The following is a 24996-nucleotide window of genomic DNA, read 5'->3' on the forward strand; positions in this document are numbered from 1 at the left end:
GCTGGGCCCATGCGCGCGAGCCGCCTCGTCTCCATCCTGTTGCTGCTCCAAGCCCGGCAGCCGAGAACCGCGGACGACCTGGCCGCCCGGCTGGAGGTCACCCCGCGGACGATCTACCGCGATATTGAAGCGTTGAGCGCGGCCGGGATCCCGGTGTACGGCGAACCCGGCCACGACGGCGGGTACCGGCTGGTCGACGGGTACCGCACCCAGCTGACCGGCCTGACCAGGCAGGAAGCCGAGGCGCTCTTCCTCACCGGCCTGCCCGCCGCGGCTTCCGGGCTCGGTCTCGGGCCGGTCGCGGCGAACACCGAGCGCAAACTGCTGGCCGCGCTCCCGGCCGAACTGCGGTCTCATGCCGACCGGGTCCGCGAGCGGTTCTATCTGGACGCGGCGTCCTGGTATCACGACGCGGAAGCCACGCCGCAGTTGCCGACCGTCTCGGACGCCGTGTGGCAGCAACGACGTGTCCGGATCCGGTACCAGCGCTGGGCCGCGCCTCACGACGCGACGCGGGTGGTCGAGCCGTACGGCGTGGTGCTCAAGGCCGGTCACTGGTACCTGGTCGCCCGGCGTTCCGGGGAGTTCCGGACTTACCGGGTGGCGCGGATCGTCGAGGCGGTGCTGCTCGACGAGGCCTTTGACCGGGTTGAGGATTTCGATCTGGGCGGCTACTGGCGGAACTACCTCGATGACTTCGACTCGCGACGACACCGGGGCGAGGCTGTGCTGCGGCTGTCGCCGGAGGGGATGCGACTGTTGCCTCAGCTCGCCGAGCCCGCCATTGCGCGTGCCGCGGTGGAGACCGGGGTGGTCGAGGCGGACGGCTGGACGCGCGTGGCCGTTCCGATCGAGCACCCCGACCAAGCCGTCCACGACCTGCTGCGGCTTGGGCCGTTGGCGGAAGTCGTTGCGCCGCAAGGGCTTCGCGATCGGCTGGCCGAGGCGCTGAGGTCGATGCTCCGTCGCTACCCCGAGTTCAGCGAGTAGCGACCAACACGAACGACTCCGCGGGCAACACCGTCGCCGCAGCGCCCACCTCGGGATTCCCCCACGAAGCCAGCACCTCCCCCGCCACCGGGAGCTCGACCGGCTTCGCCGCGAAGTTGCACGCCAGCCGCAGCCCGCCGCGGTGCAGGATCAGCCACGAATCGTCCGGCGCGGTCTCCACGGCCACCCGGTCCAGCCGTGGATCGGTCAACTCCGGGTATGAGCGGCGGAGCCGGATCAGCGTCCGGTACAGGCCGAGGATCTCGCGGTGGCCCGGCTTGCCCGGTTCCGACCAGTCGAGCCGCGAGCGGGCGACGGTGGCCGGGTCCATCGGGTCCGGGACGTCCGTTTCGCCCCAGCCGTGCCGGGCGAACTCGCGACGCCTGCCGGTGCGGACGGCCTCGGCCAGTTCCGGGTCCGGGAACGACGCGAAGAACTGCCACGGCGTCTCCGCGGCCCACTCCTCGCCCATGAACAGCATCGGCGTGAACGGCGAGCAGAACACCACCGCCGCGCCGCAGGCCAGCAGGCCGGGCGAGACGGTCGCGGACAGCCGGTCCCCGGTCGCGCGGTTGCCGATCTGGTCGTGGTCCTGCAGGTAGGCCAGGAACCGGTGGCCGGGGGCGACGCGCCGGTCGAGCGGGCGGCCGTGCGTGCGGGAGCGGAACGACGACCACGTGCCCGCGTGGAAGAACGCTTCCCGCAGGGTTCTGGCCAGCGCGCCGGGCTCGGCGAAATCGGTGTAGTAGCCGGTGGTTTCGCCGGTGAGCCGGACGTGCAGCGCGTGGTGCAGGTCGTCGGACCACTGCGCGTGCAGGCCGTAACCCCCGGCATCACGGGCGGTGACGAGCTTCGGGTCGTTCTGGTCGGACTCGGCGATCAACGTCAGCGGGCGGTTCAGGGCTGCGGACAGGGCCTCGACCTCGGTGGCGAGTTCCTCCAGCAGGTGCACGGCGCGTTTGTCGACCAGCGCGTGCACGGCGTCCAGGCGCAGGCCGTCGAGGTGGAAGTCGCGCAGCCAGCCCAGCGCGTTGTCCAGGACGTAGCGGCGAACTTCGTCCGAACCGGGGCCGTCGAGGTTCAGGCCCGCACCCCAGTCGGTGCGGCCGGCGAAGTACGGACCGAACCGGTCGAGGTAGGCGCCGGACGGGCCGAGGTGGTTGTAGACGACGTCGAGCACCACCGCGAGCCCGCGTGCGTGGCAGGCGTCGACCAGGCGTTTCAGCCCGTCGGGGCCGCCGTACGGTTCGTGCGCGGCACCCCACAGGACGCCGTCGTAGCCCCAGCCCGCGGTGCCGTCGAAGGAGTTCACCGGCAGCAGTTCGACGTGCGTGACGCCGAGGTCGGCCAGGTGCCCGAGCCGGTCGATGACCGCGTCGAACGTGCCTGCCTCGGTGAAGGTGCCGACGTGCAGTTCGTAGACCACGCCGCCGGGCAGCTGCCGACCGGTCCAGGACTGGTCGGTCCACTCGAAGGCGGAATGGTCGTAGACGCGCGACGCTTCGTGCACGCCGTCCGGCTGGCGCTGCGAGCGCGGATCCGGCAGCGGACGGTCGTCGTCGCCGAGCAGGAAGGCGTAGTCGGTGCCGGTGACGTCGGCCTGCCACCAGCCGTCGTCGGCGGCGGTCATCTCGTGGTCGGTGCCGTCCACGCGGACGCGGACGCGCTCGGCGGACGGGGCCCACACACGGAACATCAGGAGTCCTCTCGTACCAGAAGCGCGACTGGGTACTGCTCGAACAACGCCGAAGCTTGCGGTGCGTCGCCTACCCCACGGCCAGTCAGCACGTCGGTCCATTCGCCGGCACGCAGCGGCAGGACGGTGTCTCGCCAGCCACCTGCACGGTGCAGTCCCACGGGCAGCCGGGTAACTGCCACGGTCAGGCCACCTCCGCGCTCGAAGGCCAGAAGGTGTTCTGCGGCAACGCCTTCGGCCTGCAACGGCCGGTAGCCAGTAAAGAGTTCCGGCCGGTCTCGACGCAGGGTCAGCGCGTGGTGCACCACCAGCAGCTTCGCCGCACCGGTCTCGTCGATTTCAAAGGACTCGCCAGCTTGGACGCGTTCGAGCAGCGAGCGCCGGACGGCGTAGTCGACCTCGCGGCGGTTGTCCGGATCGACCAGCGAGTAGTCCCAGAGCTCGGTGCCCTGGTAGACGTCCGGCACGCCGGGTCCGGCCAGCTGCACCAGCTTCTGGCCCAGCGAATTCGCCCAGCCCGCGCCGCGCACCCGTTTGACGAACGATTCGACGTCCGCCGCCAAGGCCGCATCGCCGAGCACGGCGGACGGCCACTCGGCGACGGCTCGCTCGAAGTCCTCGTCGTGATCGGTCCACGAAGTGCGGAGTTTCGCTTCCTTCGCGGCCTTGTCGAGGTAGTCGCGCAGCCGCTCCGGCGAGATCGGCCACGCGCCCACAAGCGTCTGCCACGCAAGGAGATTCAGCGCAGGCTCGTCAATGCCGCGCGCGGCAGTCCAGCGCCGGACCGCGACCGCGAACTCGTCCGCGACCTCCGACAGCGCGACCATCCGCGCCCGTGTGTCCTCGGAACGCTTCGTGTCGTGAGTGGTCAGCGTGGTCATCGTGGCCGGAGCCGCGGCTGCCCGCCCCGCGGCCAGCGTGTGGAATTCCCCGGTGCTCAAGCCGAATCGGTCCGGATTTCCGCCGACCTCGTTCAGCGCGGCGAACCGGGTGAACCGGTAGAACGTGGTGTCCTCGGTGCCCTTCGCGACGACCATGCCGGACGTCTGCTGGATCCGCGTCGCCAGCTCGCAGTCCGGCGCGCCGCGCACCTGGCTGTCGAGCGCGTCGAGCGCCGGGGCCAGCTCGGGCCGCCGCTTGCGCGCCCGCGCGACGGCCGTCGCCCAATGCCCGGCGCCCTCGGGCAGATACGAACGGTAGACCGGGAACGCGATCATTACCTCGGCCACGGCAGCGCGGGCCGCGTCCGCGTCCACGCCTTGGAGCAAGGCGGCGATCCGGTGCACCTCGGCGACCAGCATGCCGTCGGTCACCAAGCGCCGCGCGCGTTCCTCGACCGAGTGGTAATCGGTGCGCACGCCCTGTTCGGCGGCGAGCCTGGTGAAGACCGACGCGGCGGCCGGGTCCACGAACACGCCGGTGATCTCGCGCAGCGCGTCGTATCCAGTGGTCCCGTCGACCGGCCAGCTCTGCGGCAGCGCCTCGCCGGGATGCAGGATCTTCTCGGCCACCAGCCACGCACCGGGCGCGCCCTCGCGGAGCCGTCGGAAGTAGCCGCCGGGGTCGGCGAGGCCGTCCGGATGGTCCACGCGCAGGCCGGTGACGTCGCCGTCGGACACCCAGCGCAGCAGCTCGCCGTGCGTCTCGGCGAACACCTCCGGCCGTTCCACGGTGACCGCGGCCAGGTTCGTGATGTCGAAGAACCGCCGGTAGTTCAGCTCGCGGTTGCCGCGCCGCCAGCCGACCAGCTCGTAATGCTGGCGCGCGTGCACCTCCCGCGGCGTGCCGTCGCCGGTGCCGGGCGCGATCGGGAACCGGTGGTCGTAGTAGACGAGTTCGTCACCTTCGATCGTCAGCTCGTCGTTGTCGTTGCCGAGCACCGGCAGCAGCAGCCGACCCCGGTGCCAGTCGATGTCGAAGAACGCGGCGTACGGCGAATCCTGGCCGTTCCGCAGGACGTCCCACCACCACTGGTTCGCCTTCGGCACCTCGACGGACATGTGGTTCGGCACGATGTCCACCACGAACCCGAGCCCGGCGTCTTTCAGCCGCGCCGACAACGCCTTCCGCGCATCCTCGCCGCCCAATTCGCCCCGGGCGCGCGTCGGATCGGTGACGTCGTAGCCGTGCGTGGACCCGGGCGTCGCGTCGAGCATCGGCGAGCCGTACAACGCGCCGACACCCAACTCGCGCAAGTAATCCACGATCCCCGAAGCCTCGGCAAAGCCGAACTCCGGCCGCAACTGCACCCGGTACGTCGAGGACGGCGTGCTCATTCGCCCTCCTTCGCGGTGCGCTGCAACACGACCAGCGAACGCGCGCCGAGCGTGAACTTGCCGCCGCCCTCGACCGGCTCGACGTCGCCTTTCCCGACGCTGCCGGTCTCGGTGTCGACCACGACTGTCCATTCGCGACCGTAGCCATTGCCCGGCAAGGTCATCGCGATGTCCTCCCAGTGCGCGTTGAACGCCAGCAGGAACGAATCGTCCTCCACTGGCATCCCGCGCGGATCGAGGTCCGGAATCCCTTCCCCGTTCAGGAAAATCACCACCGATTTGCCGAACGCGTCGTCCCAGTTCTGCTCGGTCATCTCCTCGCCCGCGGGCGTGAACCAGGCGATGTCGCCCAGTTCCTCGCCCTTGCGCACCGGTTTGCCCTGGAAGAACCGGCGGCGGCGGAACACCGGATGCGCCTTGCGGAACGCGGTCAGCGCGGCGGTGAACTCGACCAGATCCGCGTTCTCCGTGGCGAGTTCCCAGTCCATCCAGGACAGTTCGGTGTCCTGGCAGTAGGCGTTGTTGTTGCCCTCCTGGGTGCGGCCGAGTTCGTCGCCGTGCAGCAACATCGGCACGCCTTGCGACAACAGCATCGTGGCGAGCAGGTTCCGCCGCTGCTGAGCGCGCAGCGCGAGCACCTCTTCGTCGTCGGTCGGACCCTCGACGCCGCAGTTCCACGAGCGGTTGTCGTCCGCGCCGTCGCGGTTGTCCTCGCCGTTGGCCTCGTTGTGCTTTTCGTTGTAGGACACCAGATCGGTGAGCGTGAAGCCGTCGTGCGCGGTGACGAAGTTGATCGACGCGAACGGGCGGCGGCCGTCGTCCTGGTACAGGTCCGACGAACCGGTGATGCGCGACGCGAATTCGCCCAGCGTGGACGGTTCGCCGCGCCAGAAATCGCGGACGGTGTCGCGATACTGCCCGTTCCACTCCGTCCACAGCGGCGGGAAATTGCCGACCTGGTAACCGCCCGGCCCGACGTCCCACGGTTCGGCGATCAGCTTCACCTGGCTCACGATCGGGTCCTGCTGCACGAGGTCGAAGAACGTCGACAGCCGGTCGACGTCGTAGAACTCGCGGGCCAGCGCGGAGGCGAGGTCGAACCGGAAGCCGTCCACGTGCATCTCGGTCACCCAGTACCGCAGCGAATCCATGATCAGCTGCAGCGTGTGCGGGCTGCGCACGTTGAGCGAGTTCCCGGTGCCGGTGTAGTCCATGTAGTACTGCGGATCGTCCTCGACCAGGCGGTAGTACGCCTCGTTGTCGATGCCGCGCATGGACAACGTCGGGCCGAGGTGGTTTCCCTCGGCGGTGTGGTTGTAGACCACGTCGAGGATCACTTCGATGCCCGCCTCGTGCAGGGCGCGGACCATGCCCTTGAACTCCTGCACCTGCCCGCCCTGGCCCTGCATCGCGGCGTACCCGTCGTGCGGCGCGAAGTACCCGATCGTGTTGTAACCCCAGTAGTTGCGCAGGCCCTTCTCGTCGAGACCGTGGTCGGTGACGAACTGGTGCACCGGCATGAGCTCCACTGTGGTCACGCCGAGTTTCTGCAGGTGCTCCACGATCGCCGGGTGCGCCAGCCCGGCGTACGTGCCGCGCAGCCGCTCGGGCACGAACGGATGCGTCATCGTCATGCCGCGCACGTGCGTCTCGTAGATCACCGTTTCGTGGTACGGCACCCGCGGCGCACGATCGTTGGCCCAGTCGAAGAACGGGCTGACCACCAGCGAGTACGGCACGTGGCCGGCGGAATCGTCCTCGTTGAACTGCTCCGGGTCGTCGAAGCGGTAGCTGAACAGCGCTTCAGTCCAGTCGACGCCGCGCGACAACGCCTTGGCGTACGGGTCGATCAGCAGCTTGCTCGGGTTGCAGCGCTGGCCGCGGCTCGGGTCGTACGGCCCGTGCACGCGGAATCCGTACCGCTGCCCGGGGCCCACGCCGAGCAGGTAGCCGTGGTGGACGAAGCCGTCGACCTCCTCCAGCCGCGAGCGGGTTTCGTTGCCCTCGTCGTCGAACAGGCAGAGATCGACGTGCTCGGCGACCTCGGAGAACAGCGCGAAGTTCGTCCCCACGCCGTCGTAGGTCGCGCCGAGCGGGTAGGGCTTTCCGGGCCAGGGCCGCACAGGGCTTCTCCTTGGGCATCGGTTTTCGTTGTCCGGACGGGCTTTTCGAGTTTTTCAGCGCACCGGGCGGGCCGCGGCGAGCGGGGCGACCGCCGCCCGCACCCGCGGGTCGGCGAAGAACCCGTCGACAGTGACGGGAAGCGGGATGCGCCAGTTAGGGTACTCATCCACTGTGCCCGGCAAATTCGGCTGGCGCCGTTCGCCGACGACATCCGCCGGTGCGGTAAGCACCAGCCGCGACGCCGCCGAAGCGAGCAGCGTGTGCAAGGCGACCACCAAGTCGTCGTCCGGAATTCCTTCGCTGGCAACCAGTTCGAGCAACGCCGTCCGCTCAGCCGCCGCTTCGGCGTACTCCTGCTCCACCGGACGGTCGAGCTGGCCGAGTTCGGCGCGCACGCGCACGTGCTCGGCGGCGAGCCAGCCGGACACCGTCGGCAGGTCGTGCGTGGAAATGCTGGCCATCGCGTCCGGATCCCAGCTCTCCGGGCGGACGAACGGCTTGCCGGGCGCGTCCCAGTCGCGCTGGAACCACAGCACCGCGGAGCTGAGCAGGCCGCGTTCGTGCATGGTTTCGGTGACGGTGTCCTCGACAGTGCCGAGGTCCTCCCCCACCACGACCGCGCCCGCGCGATGCGCTTCCAGCGCGAGCACGCCGAGCATCGCTTCGGCGTCGTAGTGCACATACGTGCCGCGGCCGGCCGGTTCGCCCGGCGGAATCCACCACAGCCGCCACATCCCGGCGACGTGGTCCACCCGGATGCCGTCGGCGTGCCGCAACACGCCGCGCACGACGTCGCGGAAGGGCGCGTACCCGGCTTCGGCGAGCCGATCCGGCCGCCACGGCGGCAGATTCCAGTCCTGGCCCTGCTGGTTGAACGCGTCCGGCGGCGCCCCGACCCGCACCCGCGCGGCGAACACGTCCCGCAGCGCCCAGGTGTCCGCGCCGCCGGGATGCACCCCGACCGGCAGATCGTGCACGACGCCGACCGGCATGCCCGCTTCACGCGCGGCGCGGCGGACGTTGTCGAGCTGCTCGTGACAGAGCTGCTGGAGCCAGCCGTGGAACTCGATCCGCTTCGCCAGTTCCTCGCGCGCGGCGGCCACCTCGGCGCTGCCGGGATCGCGCAGCGGCTCGGGCCACTCGCGCCAGTCGCTGCCGTGCACCTCGGCGAGCGCGCCGAAGGCGGCGAAGTCGCGAAGGTCGTCATCCAATTCGATCGAGTGCGGGTGGTAGGGCCGCAACAGTTCCAGCGCGGCGCGTTTGGCGGTCCACACGGCGTCGTAGTCGATCAGTTCGCCGATCGGATCCGGCGCGAGCTCCCGCACCTGCCGCTTCGTGTCTTCGTCAGCGGAGGCGAACGCCTCGGTGTCGGTGACCCGCAGGTACAGCGGATTCGCGAACCGGCGGCTGGACGGCGAATACGGCGACCGTTCGACCGGGTGCGCCGGGCTGATCGCTTGCACCGGGTTGACCAGCAGCACGCCCGCGCCCAGTTCGGCGGCCGAGCGGGACGCCATTACGGCGAGATCGCCGAAATCGCCCATTCCCCACGACTGTTCGGAATGCAGCGCGTAAAGCTGCAGCATCCAGCCCCACTCGGGCGGCACCGCGGGCAGCCGGTCCGGGACGACGGCCAGCGAAACCCGTTGCGCCGCGGTGACGATCTCGTGCCAGCCCAGCGGAAGGTCAGCCGGAAGTGTGGCGCCGACGTCACGCGCAGTGCCGTCTTCGAGTTCGACTGTGACAGCTTGGCCGAGTTCGCGTTCTTGCCCGGCGCGCACGACGACAGTCGGCGGCAACGCTTGCGAGGCACGGGCTTCCCGCACCGCGGCCAATTCTCGCTGAATTGCTTGTGGAGTACCGGCATCGACGTCGAGCTGCGCCAATACGGCGATCACGATGTCAGGGTCGACCTGTACTTCGATCTGGTCGGCGTTTTCGTAGCGGGTCGCGACGCCGTGGGCAGCGGCCAGTTCGGCCAGTTCGGGGGTCACGTTTCGGTCCGGGGAACGGGAATGCGCACCGGGCCAGTGTCCCGGGCGGCGCCGCGCGGCGCCATTCGCCTCGCCGCCGCAGACGGGCGAAGCGGTGACCGGCCGGTCGGGGGGCGTGCCGGCCGGTCACCGCCACACGAAACAAGAGGGAAGGCCGCCTCAGGAATGACGCGCGACGGCCGAGTTCACCCGTTCAGGCGCTTTTCGCCATCTCAGCGCGCAGGTCCATACCAACGGAGGTAGTGCGGTCCCAAGTGGACGCCGTCAGGCTCCGGTCAGCTGCCCGAGCTTCCCGGCGAGCCGGTCCAGCCATGCCTCGACCTCGCCCGCCGAGCGGTCCGGGAGCCCGAACACGACCTCGGTGACGCCTGCCGCCTCGAGCTTGGCCAGCCCTTCCGGATCCGGGCGCGGGCCGAGCGCGATCACCTCCGGCTCGCCGTCGCGGCCTTCCTCGCGCCAGATTTCGCGCAACTGCGCGACTTTCTCGGTGATGTCGCCCTCGCCGGGCGTAGTCAGCCAGCCGTCGGTGTGCCGCGCGATCCAGCGGAACGTGCGCTCGTTCCCGCCCGCGCCGACGACCACCGGCACCTTGGGCTGCACCGGCTTCGGCCACGCCCAGCTCGGCCCGAACTCCACGAACTCGCCCGAGTAGCTCGCCTCTTCCTCGGTCCACAGCGCGCGCATCGCTTCGAGGTACTCGCGCAGCGCGGTGCGCCGCCGCTTCCCTGGCACGCCGTGGTCGGCGAGTTCGTCGGTGTTCCAGCCGAACCCGACGCCGAGCGTGACCCGGCCGCCGGAGAGGTGGTCCAGCGTCGCGACGGTCTTGGCGAGCGTGATCGGATCGCTCTCCACCGGCAGCGCCACCGCGGTCGCCAGCCGGATCGTGGAGGTCACCGGCACCGCGCTGGCCAGCGCGACCCACGGGTCGAGCGTGCGCAGATAGCGGTCGTCCGGAAGCGAGGAGTCGCCGGTCCGGGGATGCGGGGCGTCCCGCCGGATCGGGATGTGGGTGTGCTCGGGCACGTAGAACGTCGCGAATCCGGCCTCTTCCGCGGCCTGTGCGGCCGCCGCCGGGGAGATGCCCCGGTCGCTGGTGAACAACACGATCCCGTATCTCACCCCCGGCACGTTATTAGAACGTGTTTCAGTTTGCAACGGCCTCCGGCGCGGCGCGATTATTCCTGGTGAAACCCGGGCTTGACGGCGACATGGACCGGGTATTCCACTGGTACTTGAGCGATCACCGGCCCGTCCTGTCCGAGGAGGGGATCATGCTGCCCCATCGCGACCGCAGCGCCCTGCGGAAGATCGAAGAGGAACTCGCCGCGAGCGACCCCGTGTTCGCCGCGACGCTGAGCCAAGGCGTGCTGCCCGCGCAGTCCAGGCGGTGGCGGAAGATCCTCGTGCTCGCCGAAGCCACCGTCCTGTTGATGCTGGTCTTCGGCCTCATGGCCGGGGACACCGGCTGGTTCCTGTGGGGCCTGCTGGCCGCGCCGCTGCTGGTGTGGGCGCACCGGGCCATGCTGCAGCGCGGCCGCGAGCGAGCGGCCGACGACCAGCCGTGATTTTCAGCGTTGCGCGGCGCGTTCGAGCAGCGGGGTGAGCCGGTAAGGCACCATCTCGCGCATGACGAGCGCGTTGTTGGTGCGCTCGACGCCGGGGATTTCCAGGATTTCCCCGGCGATCCGGTACAAATCGTCCGCGTCCGTCGCGACGACGTGCACCAGAAGGTCCTGCGCCCCGGTCAATCCGCGCACCTGCAGCACTTCCGGCACCGCGGCGAGCGCGCGGCCGACCTCGTCCAGCAATCGTTGCCGCGCTTGCACGGTGACGAACGCGGTGAGCGGGTAGCCGAGCGCGGCCGGGTCGATCCGGTGTTCGGCCGAGCGCAGCGCGTCGCCCTGTTCGAGCCGGGCGAGCCGGCTTTGCACGGTGTTGCGGGACAGGCCCAGTTCGTCGGCGAGCGCGACGGCGGTCGCCCGCGGGGTGCGGCCGAGCGCGAGCAGGATCCGGGCGTCGGTGGCGTCGAGCCGCTGGGTGCTGGGCATGCTGCGCAATCCTCTCCGCACCGCGAGGTGCCGACCTGGGCGTTCTGCGCAATGTCGAACGCGCTTGTTGTGCACCCTACCCAGCTCTGCTGGACTGTCCTGAACTTTCCGCCCAAGAGAGGTCCGATTCGTCGTGAGCAGCGCCGCCCCCGAACGCCTTCCGGACAACGACACGGTGACCGTCCTGCGCGAGGTGCAGGACCGGGTGCTGTGGCTGTCGACCGCGATCATCGACCACGCGAACCGCGTCCGGCCGAATCCGACCGGGCTCAAGGTCGGCGGGCACCAGGCGTCCAGCGCCTCGATGGTGTCGATCATGACCGCGCTGTGGTTCGCCCGGCTCCGCGCGCAGGACCGGGTTTCGGTCAAGCCGCACGCCTCCCCCGTTCTGCACGCGATCAACTACCTGCTCGGCGACCTCGACGAGAAGTACCTGACGACGCTGCGCGAGTTCGGCGGCCTGCAGAGCTACCCGTCGCGCTCGAAGGACCCGGATCGCGTCGACTACTCGACCGGTTCCGTCGGCATCGGCGCGACCGCCCCGATCTGGGGTGCGCTGGCGCGGCGCTACGTCGAATCGCACGGCGGCGGCGCGGGAACCGGACGGCAGTACTCGCTGGTCGGCGACGCGGAATTGGACGAGGGCGCGTGCTGGGAAGCGATCCTCGACCCGAACGTGGCGGAACTGGGCGAGGTCGTCTGGATCGTCGATCTGAACCGGCAGTCGCTCGACCGCGTGGTCCCGAACATCGGCGCGACCCGGCTGCAGGGCATGTTCGAGGCGGCCGGCTGGCAGGTGCTGACCGTGAAGTACGGCCGGCTGCTGCAAGAACTGTTCGAGCGGCCGGGCGGCGCGGCGCTGCGCACGCGGATTGACGAGATGTCGAACCCGGAGTACCAGCGGCTCATCCGCTGCACCCCGGCGCAGCTGCGCGAACGCCTGACGACGCCGGAACTGGCTCCGCTGCTGGACACTCTCGACGACGACACGCTGCACGCCGCCATCCGAAACCTCGGCGGCCACGACCTGTCCGCGCTGCTGGACACGTTCGACGCGATCGAGGACCACCGGCCGACGGTCGTTTTCGCTTACACGGTCAAGGGATTCGGTCTCGCCAGCGAGGGACATCCGCAGAACCACTCGTCGCTGCTGACCGCCGAGCAGCTGGGTTCGCTGGCCTCACGGGTCGGGATCTCGCTCGACAACCCGTGGCAGAAGTTTCCCGACGGCTCTGCCGCCGCCCAGCTGTGCGCTTCGACGGCCACTCGTCTGGAGCGGGAAACCGTTTCGCTGCAACCGGTTCCGGCACTGCCGTCCGACATCGGCCGCACGCCGTCTGGTCGCACCACGACGCAGGCCGCGCTCGGCCGCGCGCTGCTTGATCTGACCCGCGAAGCGCCCGAGGCGGCGGAACTCGTCGTGACGCTGTGCCCGGACGTCTCGTCCAGCACCAACCTCGGCGGCTGGGTCAACAAGGTCGGCGTGTGGTCGCCGCAGGAACGCGTCGACTGGTTCGCCGACGACCCCGAGACGATCCTGCACTGGCGCGAGCGGCCCAGCGGACAGCATCTGGAGCTGGGCATCGCCGAGGTGAACCTGGTGAGCGCACTCGGCGAACTCGGCACCACGTGGTCGCGCTGGGGCCGTCCGCTGCTGCCGATCGGGGTGCTTTACGACCCCTTCGTGGAGCGCGCGCTGGAACCGTGGTCGTTCGGCATCTACGGCGGCGGACAGTCCATTTTGGTCGGTACGCCGTCCGGCGTCACGCTCGCACCCGAGGGCGGTGCGCACCAGTCGGTGACCACGCCGTCGGTCGGGCTCGAACAGCCTGGCTGCGTGACGTACGAACCGGCTTTCGCCTTGGACGTCGAGTGGACCCTGCTGGCTTCCCTGTCGCGCCTCGGCCGCCCCGACGGAACCTCCGCCTACCTGCGCCTTTCGACCCGTCCGGTGGACCAAAGCCTGGCCGCGGTGCCTGCCGACCCGGCCGCGCGGGAACGTCGCCGCCGCCAGGTCGTGGCCGGGGCGTACCCGATCCGCACCGCCGCGGTGGCGCGTCCGGACGTCACGCTGGTGACAATGGGCGCGATGGTCACCGAAGCGCTGGAGGCCGCCGACCGGCTCGACGCGCTGGGCAAGCACGCGGACGTGGTGTGCGTGACGAGCCCTGGTCTGCTGTTCCGCGCCGTGCAGGCGCGGGCGGGGCAGGATACGGCCGAGACGTGGATCCTGGAGTCGGCGCTGCCGTCCGAACGCTCCGCGCCGATGGTGACGGTCTTGGACGGGCACCCGCACACGCTGGCGTTCCTGGCGAACGTCCACCGCGTCCGGGCGTCGCACCTGGGCGTGACGCGGTTCGGGCAGTCCGGGGATCTGGAGAGCGTGTACCGGCACCACGGCATCGACACGGACAGCATCATTCAGGCGGCGCTGGACGTGGCGGACTGAGCGAAGACGGCCGGGGCCTTGGCGAGGTCTCGGCCGGTCCTTCAGTTCCCGATCCGGATCAGCGAACGAGCGCCCTGCCCCTGCCGCATCCGGTCGAACGCGTCGCCGACCTCGTCGAGCGAAATCCGGTGCGTCACCAGGGTTTCCAGATTCAGCGCGCCCGAACGGACCTCGTCGGCGAGAACCGGGATGTCGACGTCCGGGTCGGAAGCGCCGTAGACGGTGCTGGTGAGCGTTCGGGCGAAGTGGAAGATCTCCAGCGGGTTCAGCACCACCTGCTGGTCCTTCCGCCCGACGCCGACCACCGTGCAGTGCCCGCCGCGGCGCACCGAACTCCACGCGGCGCGAATGGTCGCGGCCGCGCCGACGCATTCGAAGGCGTAGTCCGCGCCGCGACCGTCGGTCAGCCCGCGGACCTGTTTGGCGAGTTTGTCGTCGCTCACCAGGAAATCCGTCGCACCGGCCGCGCGGGCGAGCGCTTCCTTCTCCGGCGACAGATCGGCCGCGATGATCTGCCCGGCCCCCGCCAGTTTCGCCCCGAGCACCACGCACAGCCCGATCCCGCCGAGACCGAGCACGAGCACGCTCTGTCCTTTTCGGACTTTTGCGGTGTTGCGCACCGCGCCGACCCCGGTCAGCACCGCGCAGCCCATCAACGCGGCCAGATCGAGCGGCACCCCGTCCGGCAGCGGCACGACGGATCGCCCGGGCACCACGGTCTCCTCGGCGAATCCGCCCACCCCGAGCAAGACGTTGAGCGGCCCGCCGTCCAGTTCCCCGCGCGGCAACGTGGTGACGCCTTCGATCGCCGAGCACAACCAGGGTTCCCCGGCCAGGCAGAACCAGCACTCCCGGCAGGCGGCGGCCCAGTTGAGCACCACCCGGTCCCCCGGCCGCACGTGCGCGACCTCGTCGCCGACCTCGGCCACGACGCCGGACGCCTCGTGTCCCGGCACGAACGGGTACTGCGGGCGCAGCGTCCCGTCCACCATGGACAGATCGGAATGGCACACCCCGGCGGCCGCGATCCGCACCCGCACGTCGCCTGGCCCGACCGGCGGCAGCACGATGTCGCACACCTCCGGACGGCCGCCTTGCTCGCGCACAACCACGGCTTTGACCACGGGTCTTCTCCTTTGGGTCGTGCTAGAGCTGGATGGATTTGAGCTCGGTGAACTCGTCGAGCGCGGCCCGGCCCATCTCGCGGCCGAGACCGGACTGCTTGTAGCCGCCGAACGGGGCGAGCGGGTTGAAAGCCCCGCCGTTCACGTCGATCTGCCCGGTCCGGACCTTGCGCGCGAAGGCCAGCGCCCGGTCCTGGTCGGCCGACCAGACCGCGCCGTGCAGGCCGTAGCGGGAGTTGTTCGCGATGCGCAGCGCGTCTTCCTCGTCGTCGAACGGGATGATCGACAGCACCGGGCCGAAGATCTCCTCCTGCGCGATCGTCGAATCCGGGTCAACGCCGGCGAAAACTGTCGGTGCGACGAAGTAGCCTGTGCCGGCAGGAGCTTCGGTCCCACCCGTCGCCAGAGTCGCACCCTCGGCGATGCCCTTTTCGATGTAGCCGCGCACCCGATCCCGTTGTGCTGCCGAGACAAGCGGGCCCAGCTTTGTCTTGGGGTCCAACGGATCACCCGTCGTGAATCCTTCGGCGAAGGTCTTCGCGAGCGCGACCGCTTCGTCGTGCTTCTCTCGCGGGACGAGCATGCGCGTCCACGCTGTGCAGGTCTGGCCGCCGTTGAGGAACGCGTTGGAGACGCCGACCTTGACCGCCGTCGCGAGGTCGGCGTCGTCGAGGATCACGTTGGCGGACTTGCCGCCCAGCTCCAACGTGACGCGCTTGACCGTGCGTGCCGCCACCTCAGCCACCCGGGTGCCGGCGCGCACCGAACCGGTGAACGACACGACGTCGACCTCCGGATGCGTCGCCAGCGCCTCGCCCACCACCGGCCCGTATCCGGTGACCAGATTGACCACACCAGGCGGAAAACCGGCCTCGTGGATCGCGTCGAACAGCTGGTACGCGCTCAGCGGCGCGACCTCGCTGGGCTTCACGACGACCGTGCAGCCCGCCGCCAGCGCCGGCGCGATCTTGCAGGTGATCTGGTGCAGCGGGTAATTCCACGGCGTGATCGCCGCGACGACGCCCGCCGGTTCGCGGACGATCAGCGAGTTGCCGACCTTCTCCTCCGGCTCGTCCTGGCCGAGCAGGTCGACGTATGTCTTCACGTCGGTCTGCGGCAGCGCGGCCTGGATCCGGGTCGCGATCCGCAACGGCGTGCCGACGTCCTTCGCGATCGTCTCGCCGATCTCGTCGGCTCGCTTCGCCAGCCCGTCGAGAAGTTTGCGCAGCAGCTCGGCGCGTTCCGCTCGGGTGGTTTCGGCCCACGCCGGAAACGCCTCGCGCGCCGCCCGGACCGCTCGGTCCACGTCGGCGGCCGTGCCCTCCGGGATGTGCGCCTGGACCTGCTCAGTGGCCGGGTTTTCCACCGGAATCGTCGCTTCCGAGCCCGAACGGACCCATCCGCCGCCGATGTACAGCACGTCGCGCTCAGCCACCGAGTCTCCTTCGATCTGGTGTTCTCTCCCTCTCGCCGGATTCTATAGAAAACGCCGCGGCTGTCTAGTGCGCCGCGAGGACGCCCTGTGCCGCAAGGAAATCGACCAGCAGGTCCCCCGCCTCGCGGATGTGCGCCGCCATCGCGTCCCGCGCCGCGTCCGGCTTGCGCTCGTTCAGGGCAGCGAGCACCCGATCGTGGTCGTCGCGCGCGAGAATCGGCCAGCCGGGAATGTCCGCATACGCCGAGAACGGCACGTACCTGAGCGTCAACGAGAGCATCCAGGTGAACTTCGGCGCGGCTGCCGTGTGATTGACCATGCGATGCAACGCGAAATCGGCCCGCTCGGTCGCGTCGAGGTCGCCGTCGCGGACGGTTTTCTCGATCTCGCGCTGGAGGTCGTCCAGCCGCGCCAGCCCCGCCGGGTCGAAGGCCTCCGCCGCGCGTGCGGCCAGCTCGCCGGAGACGTAGGCCTGCATCGCGTAGACGTCCACGACGTCGCGGCGCGTCACCGGGATCACCCGGAATCCGCGCCCTGGACGGAAATCCACCATGCCCTCGCCCGCGAGCGCCATCAACGCCTCGCGGACCGGGGTGGCGCTGACGCCGAGGCGTTCGGCCAGATGCTCCGTCCGCAGCCGCTCGCCGCCGCGGACCGCGCCGGTCAGGATCAGATCGCGCACCTGTTTGGCGACCCGCGGGCTCAGCCGTTCGCGCGCTTCTCCGGCCACTGTCACGAAAACTCCCCGCCAGCGTTCGATTTCCCGCTATCGTAGCCCTTGCTCGCGGATGTGACCCCGGTCACTTTTCGCTCCGGCGAGAACCTGCGGCGGGGGTCGCCTCGACTATCCGGACGAACCCCCTGCACCGGGGTGAACCGCACAGTGTCCTCAATGGACACTTCGAGGGAGGGAAACGGAATGTCAGTGAAGTCTTCGGTTCTGCGCCACGCCCGTCTGGCAGCAGGCACGGCACTCGCGGCGGCCGCCATCGCCGGAGGAACGATCGGCGTCGCCGCGGCGGCCACCGGCGATCATCCGGCGTCGCCCGTCGCCGCAGCCGCCGTGCCCGCCGCGGTTGCCGCCCAGCCGCCCGCCGAGCAGCCGCCGGAGGGAGCCAGGGCGACCGTGAAGATCGACCCGAACCCGGCCGCCCCCGGCGGTGACATCACGCTCACCGGCAACTGCGGCGGCGGCAAGGGCCTGAAGAAGGTGATCGGCGGATTCCCGGATCACCAGATTCTGAAGGACGTCAAGATCGTCGACGCGAACCCGGAAGCCTTCAAGGCAACAGCGAAAGTCACCACGAAGGTAGGCAACGGAGTCGGCCCGGTGATGGTCGACTGCGACGGCGAAGCAGGCGTGACCCTGCTGGTGACCCACACCCCGTCGGCGGGTGAGTAGCCGATGCCAGAAAAGATCCGCGGCACGAGGGTGACTCGGCTCAGTTCGGAGGCGATGTCCGGCTAAGTCGGTTTGACGCTCCCGGTTGTCGGTTCGACGCTGTTGCTCCGCCTCGGTGGCTCGGTCTCGGTCTCGACACTGCCGACTCGACGCAGAGAGATTCCGGCCAGGGCGCGGTTTCGTCTCCCGTGTGGGGACGACACTGTGGTCACGCGCTCGACGCCGACGTGCCGTCTCGACGCCGAGCCGGATCGCACCGTGACATCGGTGCCTCAGCGCCGAAGCGGTACCGCCGACTGGGCAAACCGCCCCGCCTAACGCGGGCGACCGCCAACGCGGGCCGGTCAGCAACGCAGGCTGGCAGGCAACGCAGGCCAGTCAGCAACGCACACCGGCGGGCAACGCAGGCCAGTCAGCAACCCGGGCCCGTCGGCAATCCGGCTCGGGAACAGCGCCGACGGCGACGGCTGCACCTGGCCACCGCCGACTCAACCGGTGACGTCGGGACCGAGCAGGTCACGCATCCCGAGTCGAGGGGTTGGCCATCCGGCCGGATGGCCAACCCCTGCCGGAGAGCCGCGCCGCCGATCGGGCAAGGCCACGGCCCAGCGCGAACCACAGCCAGGCCGCACCGGACGGATCGACCACCCCGCTGCACGGACGATCACCGACCGCGCTGCGCACGGTTCGCCGCGAGGGTCGCTGCCTCGGGCTGGCTATGTCCGGCTGTGTCCGGCTCGGCCCGGATCTGGCTGCGTTTCGCTCGACCCGGGTCCGGCGGCGTCTGGCTCGACCCGGGTCCGGCGGCGTCTGGCTCGACCCGGATCTGGCGGCGTCTGGCTCGACCCGGGTTTGGCTGCGTCGGGCTCGGCCCGGTCGCGTCAACCACCGAGCGGTCAGGTGCTCGGCGCGTCTGTCCGGGTGACGGCCCGCTGGCCGAACAGACCGCCAACACCGAAGATCGCTCGGCTCGGCGTAGCCCCGCAGGCAGTCCCGGCATCAGGCGGGCGACCGGCCAGTCCCCCAGGCTGGCCGGTCGCCCCTGCCTGCGGCAAAAGCACCCCGAGAGGAGACGTAACGACCCCGCGGCGCACCCGCTCACCCACCCCCGCCAGGGTGGAAAATTCCGGGCGCCTCAGATCGAATTCCCTGCTGTGAGGCGATGTGTAAGCGCTGTGAGGTTGCTGTGCATCCGGCCGCACGGGATGCCCGGCGGGCGTCGGCATGGTCATCTTGATGCGTGAGAGTCAACGTTTCCCGGACAGCGCTGATCGTCTGCGCGGCGGCCGCGATCGTCGCGACCGGCGGTGCCAACGCCGTCGTCGACACCGCTGACGTCACCGGCCCGGCGAGCCAGGCGAGCGGCACGGGCACCCCCGCCGTCTCGACCGGCGACGATTCGCACAGCACGGCGGCGACCACCTCGACCGGCGACGCCGGCACATCCCCCAGCACTTCCGCCACCGGCGACGCCAGCACGTCCCCCAGCACTTCCGCTTCCGGCGACACCGGCACGTCCCCCAGCGCCTCCGCGACCGCGACGGCGAGCCGCACCGTCGGCGCGTTGTTCTCCGGCGGCAACCACTTCTGCTCGGCCAGCGTCGTGCACAGCCCCGCCGGCGACCTGCTCCTCACCGCCGCGCACTGCGTCAGCGGCGACATCTCCGGCGTCACCTTCAAGCCCGGCTACCACGACGGCATCGCCCCGTACGGCACCTGGCAGGTCACCGCCGCGATCACCGCCGACGGGTGGAAGTCCTCGTCCGATCAGGACCTCGACTTCGCGTTCCTCAAGGTCGCCCAGCCCGGTTCCGCGAGCCTCGAAAGCCTCACCGGCGCCAACCAGCTCGGCACGAACCAGGGCTTCTCGCACACGATCACCCTCACCGGCTACCCCGACGGCACCGAACAACCAGTCGTCTGCACCGGCACCACGACCCAGTCCGACGCCTTCCAGCAACGCGTCGCCTGCCCCGGCTTCCCCGACGGCACCAGCGGCGGCCCGTGGGTCATCAACCAGGACCCGAACACCGGAACCGGCACCGTCATCGGCGCCATCGGCGGCTACCAAACCGGCGGCGCCACCCCGGACGTCTCCTACAGCGCCTACTTCGACGACGACATCGCCCAGCTCTACAACTCGGCGATCAGGTGAGTTAAGGCCACGAGCAGCTTTTACCCGCCGAGGGCGAAGCACCTGAAGATTCCGGCGCACAGCTCGGCACGGAGAAGACTCTCGTCGCCCCGAAGTAGCCCGGCGACGGACAGCCGCCGCTAGCCGGGGATTCTCGAGGCGGCGGCCTCCGCGATCCGTCTGGCGAACGCGCAGTTCTCGGTCTGATCCGGCGCGTCGGAAACCGGAGTCGAGTCCACGCTCAGGTGGGCCCGCGGGCGCAGATCCACCAGGACGTCGCAATTCATCGGTGCTAGCTGGAACGCGACCACCTTGGCGTCGCGCCCGTGGATCTGTTCCCGGCTCACCTCGACTTCGGTCGGGAACACGCTGTCTTTCGGGATGTCGGCGTCGTGGAAGGCGAGGTCCAACTCGGCGTCGTCGCCGGTCCACCGGCATCGGGCACGGCGGCTGCCGCCCATCTTGTACGGCCGGTCCCAAGCCTCGCCCGGACCAGCCAGGCCCAGGACCTGCTTGTCCGCGTCGGTCAGCAAGGCGCAGAGATCCGCGCCGGTGAAGTTCCTCGCGGACGGTGACATCGACACGCTGCCGGGCGGAGGCGTCGGGCTCGCCGCTCCGACGCTGTTTTCCGGGGAACCGCACGCCGCGAGCGACGCCAGAGCGGCCGCGGGAAGAAATCGCGCCGGTCGCGTTCTGTTCATTTTCTGCCTTCGACAGCGAATACCTGAACTGGCAATCCAGATGTCGTACTCGGCACCCATTCAACCACGTCGCCAAGACGATCTCTACCGCGTTGTGTGAAGAGCACTCGCCCCAGGATCCAGTTGGCGCAAGGACAAATTACCGGTGCACGAACGACGGCGTTCCGTCAAAGCGACGGAGGTAGCCCAGTCATTTTTCATTGCTGGAGAAATCGCCGCGATACCTGTGCTGCCCGACTGATTCAGCTACAGAAAGAATTGCAGACTGCGGATTCTACTGGCCTGGCGACGCGAGCCCGTGCGTGGCCGATACTGCGAGCGGGAAACGAAAGTACCGGGGCAGCGGACCCGTTCGCAGCGCAGTGCTCCTGCCGACAACGTCAATGGCCAGCGCTCGACGTCTGATGTGCGACCTGGCTGACGTTACCGTCGGCAATTGACCGTATACCGGTGGTTCGCGAGGTTCAGGAGTCGGGGCAGCCTTGAGTCCAGAGTGGTCGGACACTCAGCGGGCTGCCGACATCCGCACGACGTCCGCCGGACAGCTGGCGGTTCACCTCGCCGATCAGCCAGAGCTAGGCGGCGCGACCGGCGCCTGATGCAGCGAGAGATTCTGCCCGGCCTTCTCATCCGCGGCCCACGCCCCGGACTCCGCGGTCCACGTCTGACCGGCGAAGCTCACCCGGTCCACGCCCAGCTTCGCCGCACGAGCCACCAGCCAGCTCGCGATTCGCCAGCCCTCCGCGGCCGGGTGCGCGCCGCTCAACCGAGCAGTGCCGAGTTCCGCGTTCGCGACCGTCACCAGGTTCGCCGGCGGGTTCAGCGTCAGGTTGCGGCAGGTCAGCGCCGCCGGGTACTGGCCGGTCAGCGCGCCGGTCAGCGCGGTGGCTTCGTCTTCCCACTGGGCGTACGCGTCGGGGGCACCGGAACGCTGCACGGCCTGCGCCGCTTCGGTGATGGGAATCGTCTGCCAGTTGTCGAGTTTCGCTAGCTTCTTGTAGAACTCGGTCGCCGAATAGACCGGGTCCTGGAGCTGGTCGGGCGTGCCCCAGCCTTGGCTCGGGCGCTGCTGGAACAGGCCGATCGAATCCCGGTCGCCGCCGCTCAGGTTGCGGAGTTTCGACTCCTGCAGCGCGGTCGCGAGGGCGACCGTGACCGCGTGCGAGGGCAAGCCCTGCTTGACGCCGACGGCGGCGATGATCGCGGCGTTGTTCATGGGGTCCGGTTGCAGCGTGTACTGCGGTGCCGAAGCGTCGTTCGGTCCCTTCGGCAACGCGACAGTGCAGCCGGGGGTCTTCACCTCGTCGCTGCTCGAGAACATGACCACCACGACGACCACCGCCGCGAGGGCCACGACGACCGCAAGAATCGCCGCTCGCACGCCACACCCGCGCACCCCGTGCCCGCCCTTCCCCACTGCCCGCTCCGAGTGCACAGTCTGCCCGGACGTCCTGGCGGCGAGACGCTCGGGTCGGGTCAGCCGGCGTCGGGCGCGCCCAGGAAGATCGGGTTCGACAGGGCGACCATGGCGTTCGGCGTCGTGGTCTTCGGACCGCCCGACGGACGCCGCACCTCGACCCGGACCCAGCGGCTGTAGCGCGGGTACGTGGTCCACGTGACGGTCGCAGTGCCGGACTCCGGGACGGTCTCGCTGTGCTCCGGGCCGAGCTGGTCAAGGAAGGTCACGGTCGTGCCGGGCACGCCGCGAACGACCGCGCGCACCTCGATCGGCGTGCCGGTGCCCGCGACGAGCCGTCCGCCGATGCCCGCGGTGCGGCCTGCCCCGGAAACGGAGAAGTCGAGCTGCACATCCTTCGATTCGGCGAGCCAGGACCGGCCTGCCTTGAGCCCGGCGAGCAGTTCCGCCCGGCCTAGCCGGTCCGCCTGGACGACCGTGTGCGGGAGCGCGACGGTCTGGTCCGGGTTGTGCGCGTCGGAATCGCCGATCGCCGGGATGAACCGGCCGCCGCGCAGGAGGCCGTCCCAGTGCGTGACGCTCGCTTCGTCGTCCGCGGTCCACGGGCCGTTCCAGACCTCGACGAGGTCGGCGATCTCGTACGCGAATTCGTAGGTGCAGCCGAAGCAGTTCGCGAACGGGTGCGCCGCGGTGACCAGGCCGCCGGCCCGGTGCACCTGGTCGGTGAACCGGCGGAAGTCGCGCGGGTCGGACGCTCGGTAGCGCCAGTCGATCCACGTGCCGGCCGGGAGGCCGATCGCGGGCCAGTGCCCGGACCGCGTGGTGACCTCCTCGCCGTTCAGGATCAGCAGGTCGTCGGTCGCATAGTTGCCCCACACCAGCTGCGAGCTGGACGTGTTGTGGTCGGTGGACACGATGAAGTCCAGCCCGGCCGCCCGCGCGTCCGCGACCAGCTGCTCGGGCGTGCGCCTGCCGTCGGAATGGACGGTGTGCAGGTGGGAGTCGCCGCGGTACCAGGACCGGCCGCGGTCGCGCGCGGGCGCGGTCTCCGGAGCGGGGTTCGGCTGAAACGGCTTCGAGGTGTCGCGGCCGAACGTCAGCGTGATTTCGACGCGGTAGTTCAGGCCCTGCGGCGCGACCGTGTACGGGCCGAGGATGACGTGCCAGCGGCCGGGCGTGATCGGTCCGGCGAGGTACCCGGGCGTCGCTTCGGCGGCGCTGATCGAGAACCGGTCGCGGAAACCGCCGGACCAGCCGCGGAAGCCGCGGCGCGTGCCCAGTTCGTGTCCTTCCGGCCCGAACATCCCGATGTCGCAAGCATTCCCGCGCGTTCCGGCGGGCACCGACGGCTTGTCGTAGGAGTACACGACGTCGATCTGCTTCACGCCGCGCGGCACATCGACCGGGAGGTAGTACCAGTCCGGCACGTCCGGGCGGAAAGTGCCGGTAACCGTCTTCGTCTGCTGCCCGGCGCCGGGCGCGGGCTCGGCGAACGAGACGCCCGGCAGCATGCTCATCGCCGCACCCGCCGCCACGACGCCGCCGGCCCGGAACAGGTTGCGCCGGTTGAGTTCCCCAGTGGACATGCCTACCTCCGCAGCAAAGAAGTCGCGCCGACGCTAGCCGCCGGAGCAACCCCCATCAACGACGCTGCGGTGAACACTCGGTGCCTCACTTCGCGCGGCACCGGCGTCCGCAGCTCGCCGAGCCGCGTCTCGAGGGGAGCCGGGCGACCGGCGAAGCCGGATCACTTATCCCATAAGGAATAGTCGCGTGCCAACCCACGCGCTCCGCACATCAACCCACGCGCTCACCACCGAGCAACGCACCCGTGCGCTCACGGCCAAGCAACGCACCGCACGCTGACCAACGAGCAACGCACCGCGCGCTCACGGCCAAACAGCGCGTCGCGCGCTCACGGCCAAGCAGCGCGTCGCGCGCGCTCACCACCGAGCGGCGCACCATGCGCCCACCGCCAAGCAACGCACCGCACCCGCCGACGCAAGCCCGACCACCGCGAACCTCACCCCGCCTCACCGCACCGCACCACTCCCCTCCACGACCCGGTCCAGCCATTCCTCCACCAGCGCCTCGAACAACACCGGCTGCTCGAACTGCAGGTTGTGCCCCGCCCGGTCGAGCACCGCGTAACTGGCCCGCGGATAGTGCCCCAGCAACCCGTACAGCTCCGCGAATCCCGTAGACGAGTCCTGCCTCCCGCACACGATCAGCGCCGGTTTCCGGTACGCCGGACCGCTTTCCGGATCGACCGACAACGGCCAGCCCGCCAGCATCCGCTGCAGCGCGCTCCGGTCGGCGGCCGCCAGCCCGGGCGCGACGTCCGCGCGGAACCGCGCCAGCGTCTCCGCGGACTGGACCACCGCGATGTCCGCGTACTCCGCCGCCTCCTCCGGATCGAGACTCTCCAGCAGCTCCGGATCAGCGCGCAGCACCTCGTGGTCCGGCACGTCCCGCTCCAGCACCGGCACCGGACGCCCGACCGGGCACACCAGCGCCAGCCCGGCCACCTGCGCGGGCCGCGCACGCACCAGCCCCCGAGCCAGATAACCGCCGTACGACTCCCCTACCAGCAAGAACGGCTCGTCGCCGATCAGGTCGTCCACCAGGTCTGCCAGCGCGGCGACGAGGTCGTCCGACCCGCGCGCGGAGCCCGCGGGCGATTCGCCCATCCCGGGCAGATCCGGGTAGATCCGCCGGAATCCGGGCCGCCGCGCGAAGACCGGCTCGAGACAGCCGGTCATCAGGCGGTGGTCCGGCATCCAGCCGTGGACGGCCAGCACCGGCGTGCCGGAACCGTGTTCGACGTAATGCATCGTTCCCTCCCTGTTGCCGGACACCGTTGTACCGCACGGCACCGACAATTCCGGGAGACGGCGGCCGGGAGGAGGGCCGCGCCGGCCGCAGGACGCGCATATTCCGGGAGAATTCCCCGGAAAGTCAGCCGCGGGAGCTGATCAATTCTCTTTCGGGTGCCGGCCGCCCCGGAGCGGGACGGCGCGGAACACAAGCCAGCAGAAGGAAACCTGCCACGACGCCCAGGAGCACGTGGCCGGTGACGGCGCACAATCCGCACAATGCGGTCCATAGGACGATCTTCATCCACCGAGTGTAGGACCGCGAAGAATCGCCGACGGCGGACTTGGGGAAGACTTAGGGTTCGGTTAAGCAGAATTCCCCGGAAGAAG

19 protein-coding genes are annotated in these 24996 nt (G+C 69.9%); 5 read left to right on the forward strand and 14 right to left on the reverse strand.

What is annotated here, in order from left to right; all coding sequences use genetic code 11:
* The first annotated feature begins 9 nt into the window (after positions 1-9).
* Positions 10-990, forward strand: coding sequence for a helix-turn-helix transcriptional regulator (locus tag ABD156_RS23355; RefSeq protein ID WP_344277377.1), 981 nt, complete (start codon positions 10-12; stop codon positions 988-990).
* On the opposite strand, the gene treZ is transcribed toward ABD156_RS23355, so the two are convergent.
* From treZ to ABD156_RS23380, 5 genes are all read right to left on the reverse strand, one after another.
* On the reverse strand, positions 980-2689 hold the full coding sequence (treZ, locus tag ABD156_RS23360; protein WP_344277636.1) for a malto-oligosyltrehalose trehalohydrolase: 1710 nt from the start codon (positions 2687-2689) through the stop codon (positions 980-982). The two genes, ABD156_RS23355 and treZ, sit on opposite strands and share 11 nt — an antisense overlap.
* Positions 2686-4962, reverse strand: a complete 2277-nt coding sequence (treY, locus tag ABD156_RS23365) for a malto-oligosyltrehalose synthase (RefSeq protein ID WP_344277378.1) — start codon at positions 4960-4962, stop codon at positions 2686-2688. Before treY ends, treZ begins: the two co-directional genes overlap by 4 nt.
* Positions 4959-7085 carry a glycogen debranching protein GlgX gene (gene glgX, locus ABD156_RS23370; protein WP_344277379.1) on the reverse strand — a complete coding sequence of 709 codons (2127 nt, stop codon included), beginning with the start codon at positions 7083-7085 and terminating at the stop codon, positions 4959-4961. The genes treY and glgX overlap by 4 nt, the downstream gene beginning before the upstream one ends.
* Before the next feature lie 54 nt (positions 7086-7139).
* A complete protein-coding gene (gene malQ, locus ABD156_RS23375; protein ID WP_344277382.1) occupies positions 7140-9080 on the reverse strand; it encodes a 4-alpha-glucanotransferase in 1941 nt (646 codons plus the stop codon).
* 264 nt (positions 9081-9344) lie between these two features.
* On the reverse strand, positions 9345-10199 hold the full coding sequence (locus ABD156_RS23380; RefSeq protein WP_344277385.1) for a TIGR03619 family F420-dependent LLM class oxidoreductase: 855 nt from the start codon (positions 10197-10199) through the stop codon (positions 9345-9347).
* A 152-nt stretch (positions 10200-10351) separates the two neighbouring features.
* Between ABD156_RS23380 and ABD156_RS23385 the strand changes: the two genes are divergently transcribed.
* Positions 10352-10645: a DUF3040 domain-containing protein gene (locus ABD156_RS23385; RefSeq protein WP_344277388.1), complete on the forward strand. Its 294-nt coding sequence runs from the start codon at positions 10352-10354 to the stop codon at positions 10643-10645.
* A 3-nt stretch (positions 10646-10648) separates the two neighbouring features.
* Here the strand turns inward: ABD156_RS23385 and ABD156_RS23390 are convergent, their stop codons facing one another.
* Positions 10649-11128, reverse strand: coding sequence for an Lrp/AsnC family transcriptional regulator (locus ABD156_RS23390; RefSeq protein WP_037815539.1), 480 nt, complete (start codon positions 11126-11128; stop codon positions 10649-10651).
* A 175-nt stretch (positions 11129-11303) separates the two neighbouring features.
* Between ABD156_RS23390 and ABD156_RS23395 the strand changes: the two genes are divergently transcribed.
* Positions 11304-13577: a transketolase-like TK C-terminal-containing protein gene (locus ABD156_RS23395; protein WP_425546110.1), complete on the forward strand. Its 2274-nt coding sequence runs from the start codon at positions 11304-11306 to the stop codon at positions 13575-13577.
* A gap of 41 nt (positions 13578-13618) precedes the next feature.
* Here the strand turns inward: ABD156_RS23395 and ABD156_RS23400 are convergent, their stop codons facing one another.
* The 3 genes from ABD156_RS23400 to ABD156_RS23410 all read right to left on the reverse strand — a co-directional run bounded on the left by ABD156_RS23400 (position 13619) and on the right by ABD156_RS23410 (position 16872).
* Positions 13619-14701, reverse strand: coding sequence for an alcohol dehydrogenase catalytic domain-containing protein (locus tag ABD156_RS23400; RefSeq protein ID WP_344277395.1), 1083 nt, complete (start codon positions 14699-14701; stop codon positions 13619-13621).
* A 22-nt stretch (positions 14702-14723) separates the two neighbouring features.
* Positions 14724-16136, reverse strand: coding sequence for an aldehyde dehydrogenase family protein (locus ABD156_RS23405; RefSeq protein WP_344277398.1), 1413 nt, complete (start codon positions 16134-16136; stop codon positions 14724-14726).
* A gap of 64 nt (positions 16137-16200) precedes the next feature.
* Positions 16201-16872, reverse strand: coding sequence for a GntR family transcriptional regulator (locus tag ABD156_RS23410; RefSeq protein WP_344277400.1), 672 nt, complete (start codon positions 16870-16872; stop codon positions 16201-16203).
* A gap of 183 nt (positions 16873-17055) precedes the next feature.
* Here ABD156_RS23410 and ABD156_RS23415 point away from each other — a divergent pair, with 183 nt between their 5' ends.
* Entirely contained in the window at positions 17056-17538 is a 483-nt protein-coding gene (locus tag ABD156_RS23415; protein WP_344277402.1) for a hypothetical protein, read from the forward strand.
* Positions 17539-18778: 1240 nt separating this feature from the next.
* A complete protein-coding gene (locus tag ABD156_RS23420; protein WP_344277404.1) occupies positions 18779-19693 on the forward strand; it encodes a trypsin-like serine peptidase in 915 nt (304 codons plus the stop codon).
* A gap of 119 nt (positions 19694-19812) precedes the next feature.
* Here the strand turns inward: ABD156_RS23420 and ABD156_RS23425 are convergent, their stop codons facing one another.
* The 5 genes from ABD156_RS23425 to ABD156_RS23445 form a co-directional block, all read right to left on the reverse strand.
* Positions 19813-20373, reverse strand: coding sequence for a DUF3558 family protein (locus ABD156_RS23425; protein WP_344277407.1), 561 nt, complete (start codon positions 20371-20373; stop codon positions 19813-19815).
* 565 nt (positions 20374-20938) lie between these two features.
* Positions 20939-21754: a hypothetical protein gene (locus ABD156_RS23430; protein WP_344277410.1), complete on the reverse strand. Its 816-nt coding sequence runs from the start codon at positions 21752-21754 to the stop codon at positions 20939-20941.
* Between the two features lie 95 nt (positions 21755-21849).
* On the reverse strand, positions 21850-23376 hold the full coding sequence (locus ABD156_RS23435; protein ID WP_344277412.1) for a CehA/McbA family metallohydrolase: 1527 nt from the start codon (positions 23374-23376) through the stop codon (positions 21850-21852).
* Positions 23377-23823: 447 nt separating this feature from the next.
* Entirely contained in the window at positions 23824-24624 is an 801-nt protein-coding gene (locus ABD156_RS23440; RefSeq protein WP_344277415.1) for an alpha/beta fold hydrolase, read from the reverse strand.
* 124 nt (positions 24625-24748) lie between these two features.
* A complete protein-coding gene (locus ABD156_RS23445; protein WP_167756662.1) occupies positions 24749-24910 on the reverse strand; it encodes a hypothetical protein in 162 nt (53 codons plus the stop codon).
* Positions 24911-24996: the final 86 nt, after the last annotated feature.

The sequence above is a fragment of the Amycolatopsis albidoflavus genome, assembly GCF_039525725.1.
Lineage (GTDB): Bacteria > Actinomycetota > Actinomycetes > Mycobacteriales > Pseudonocardiaceae > Amycolatopsis > Amycolatopsis albidoflava.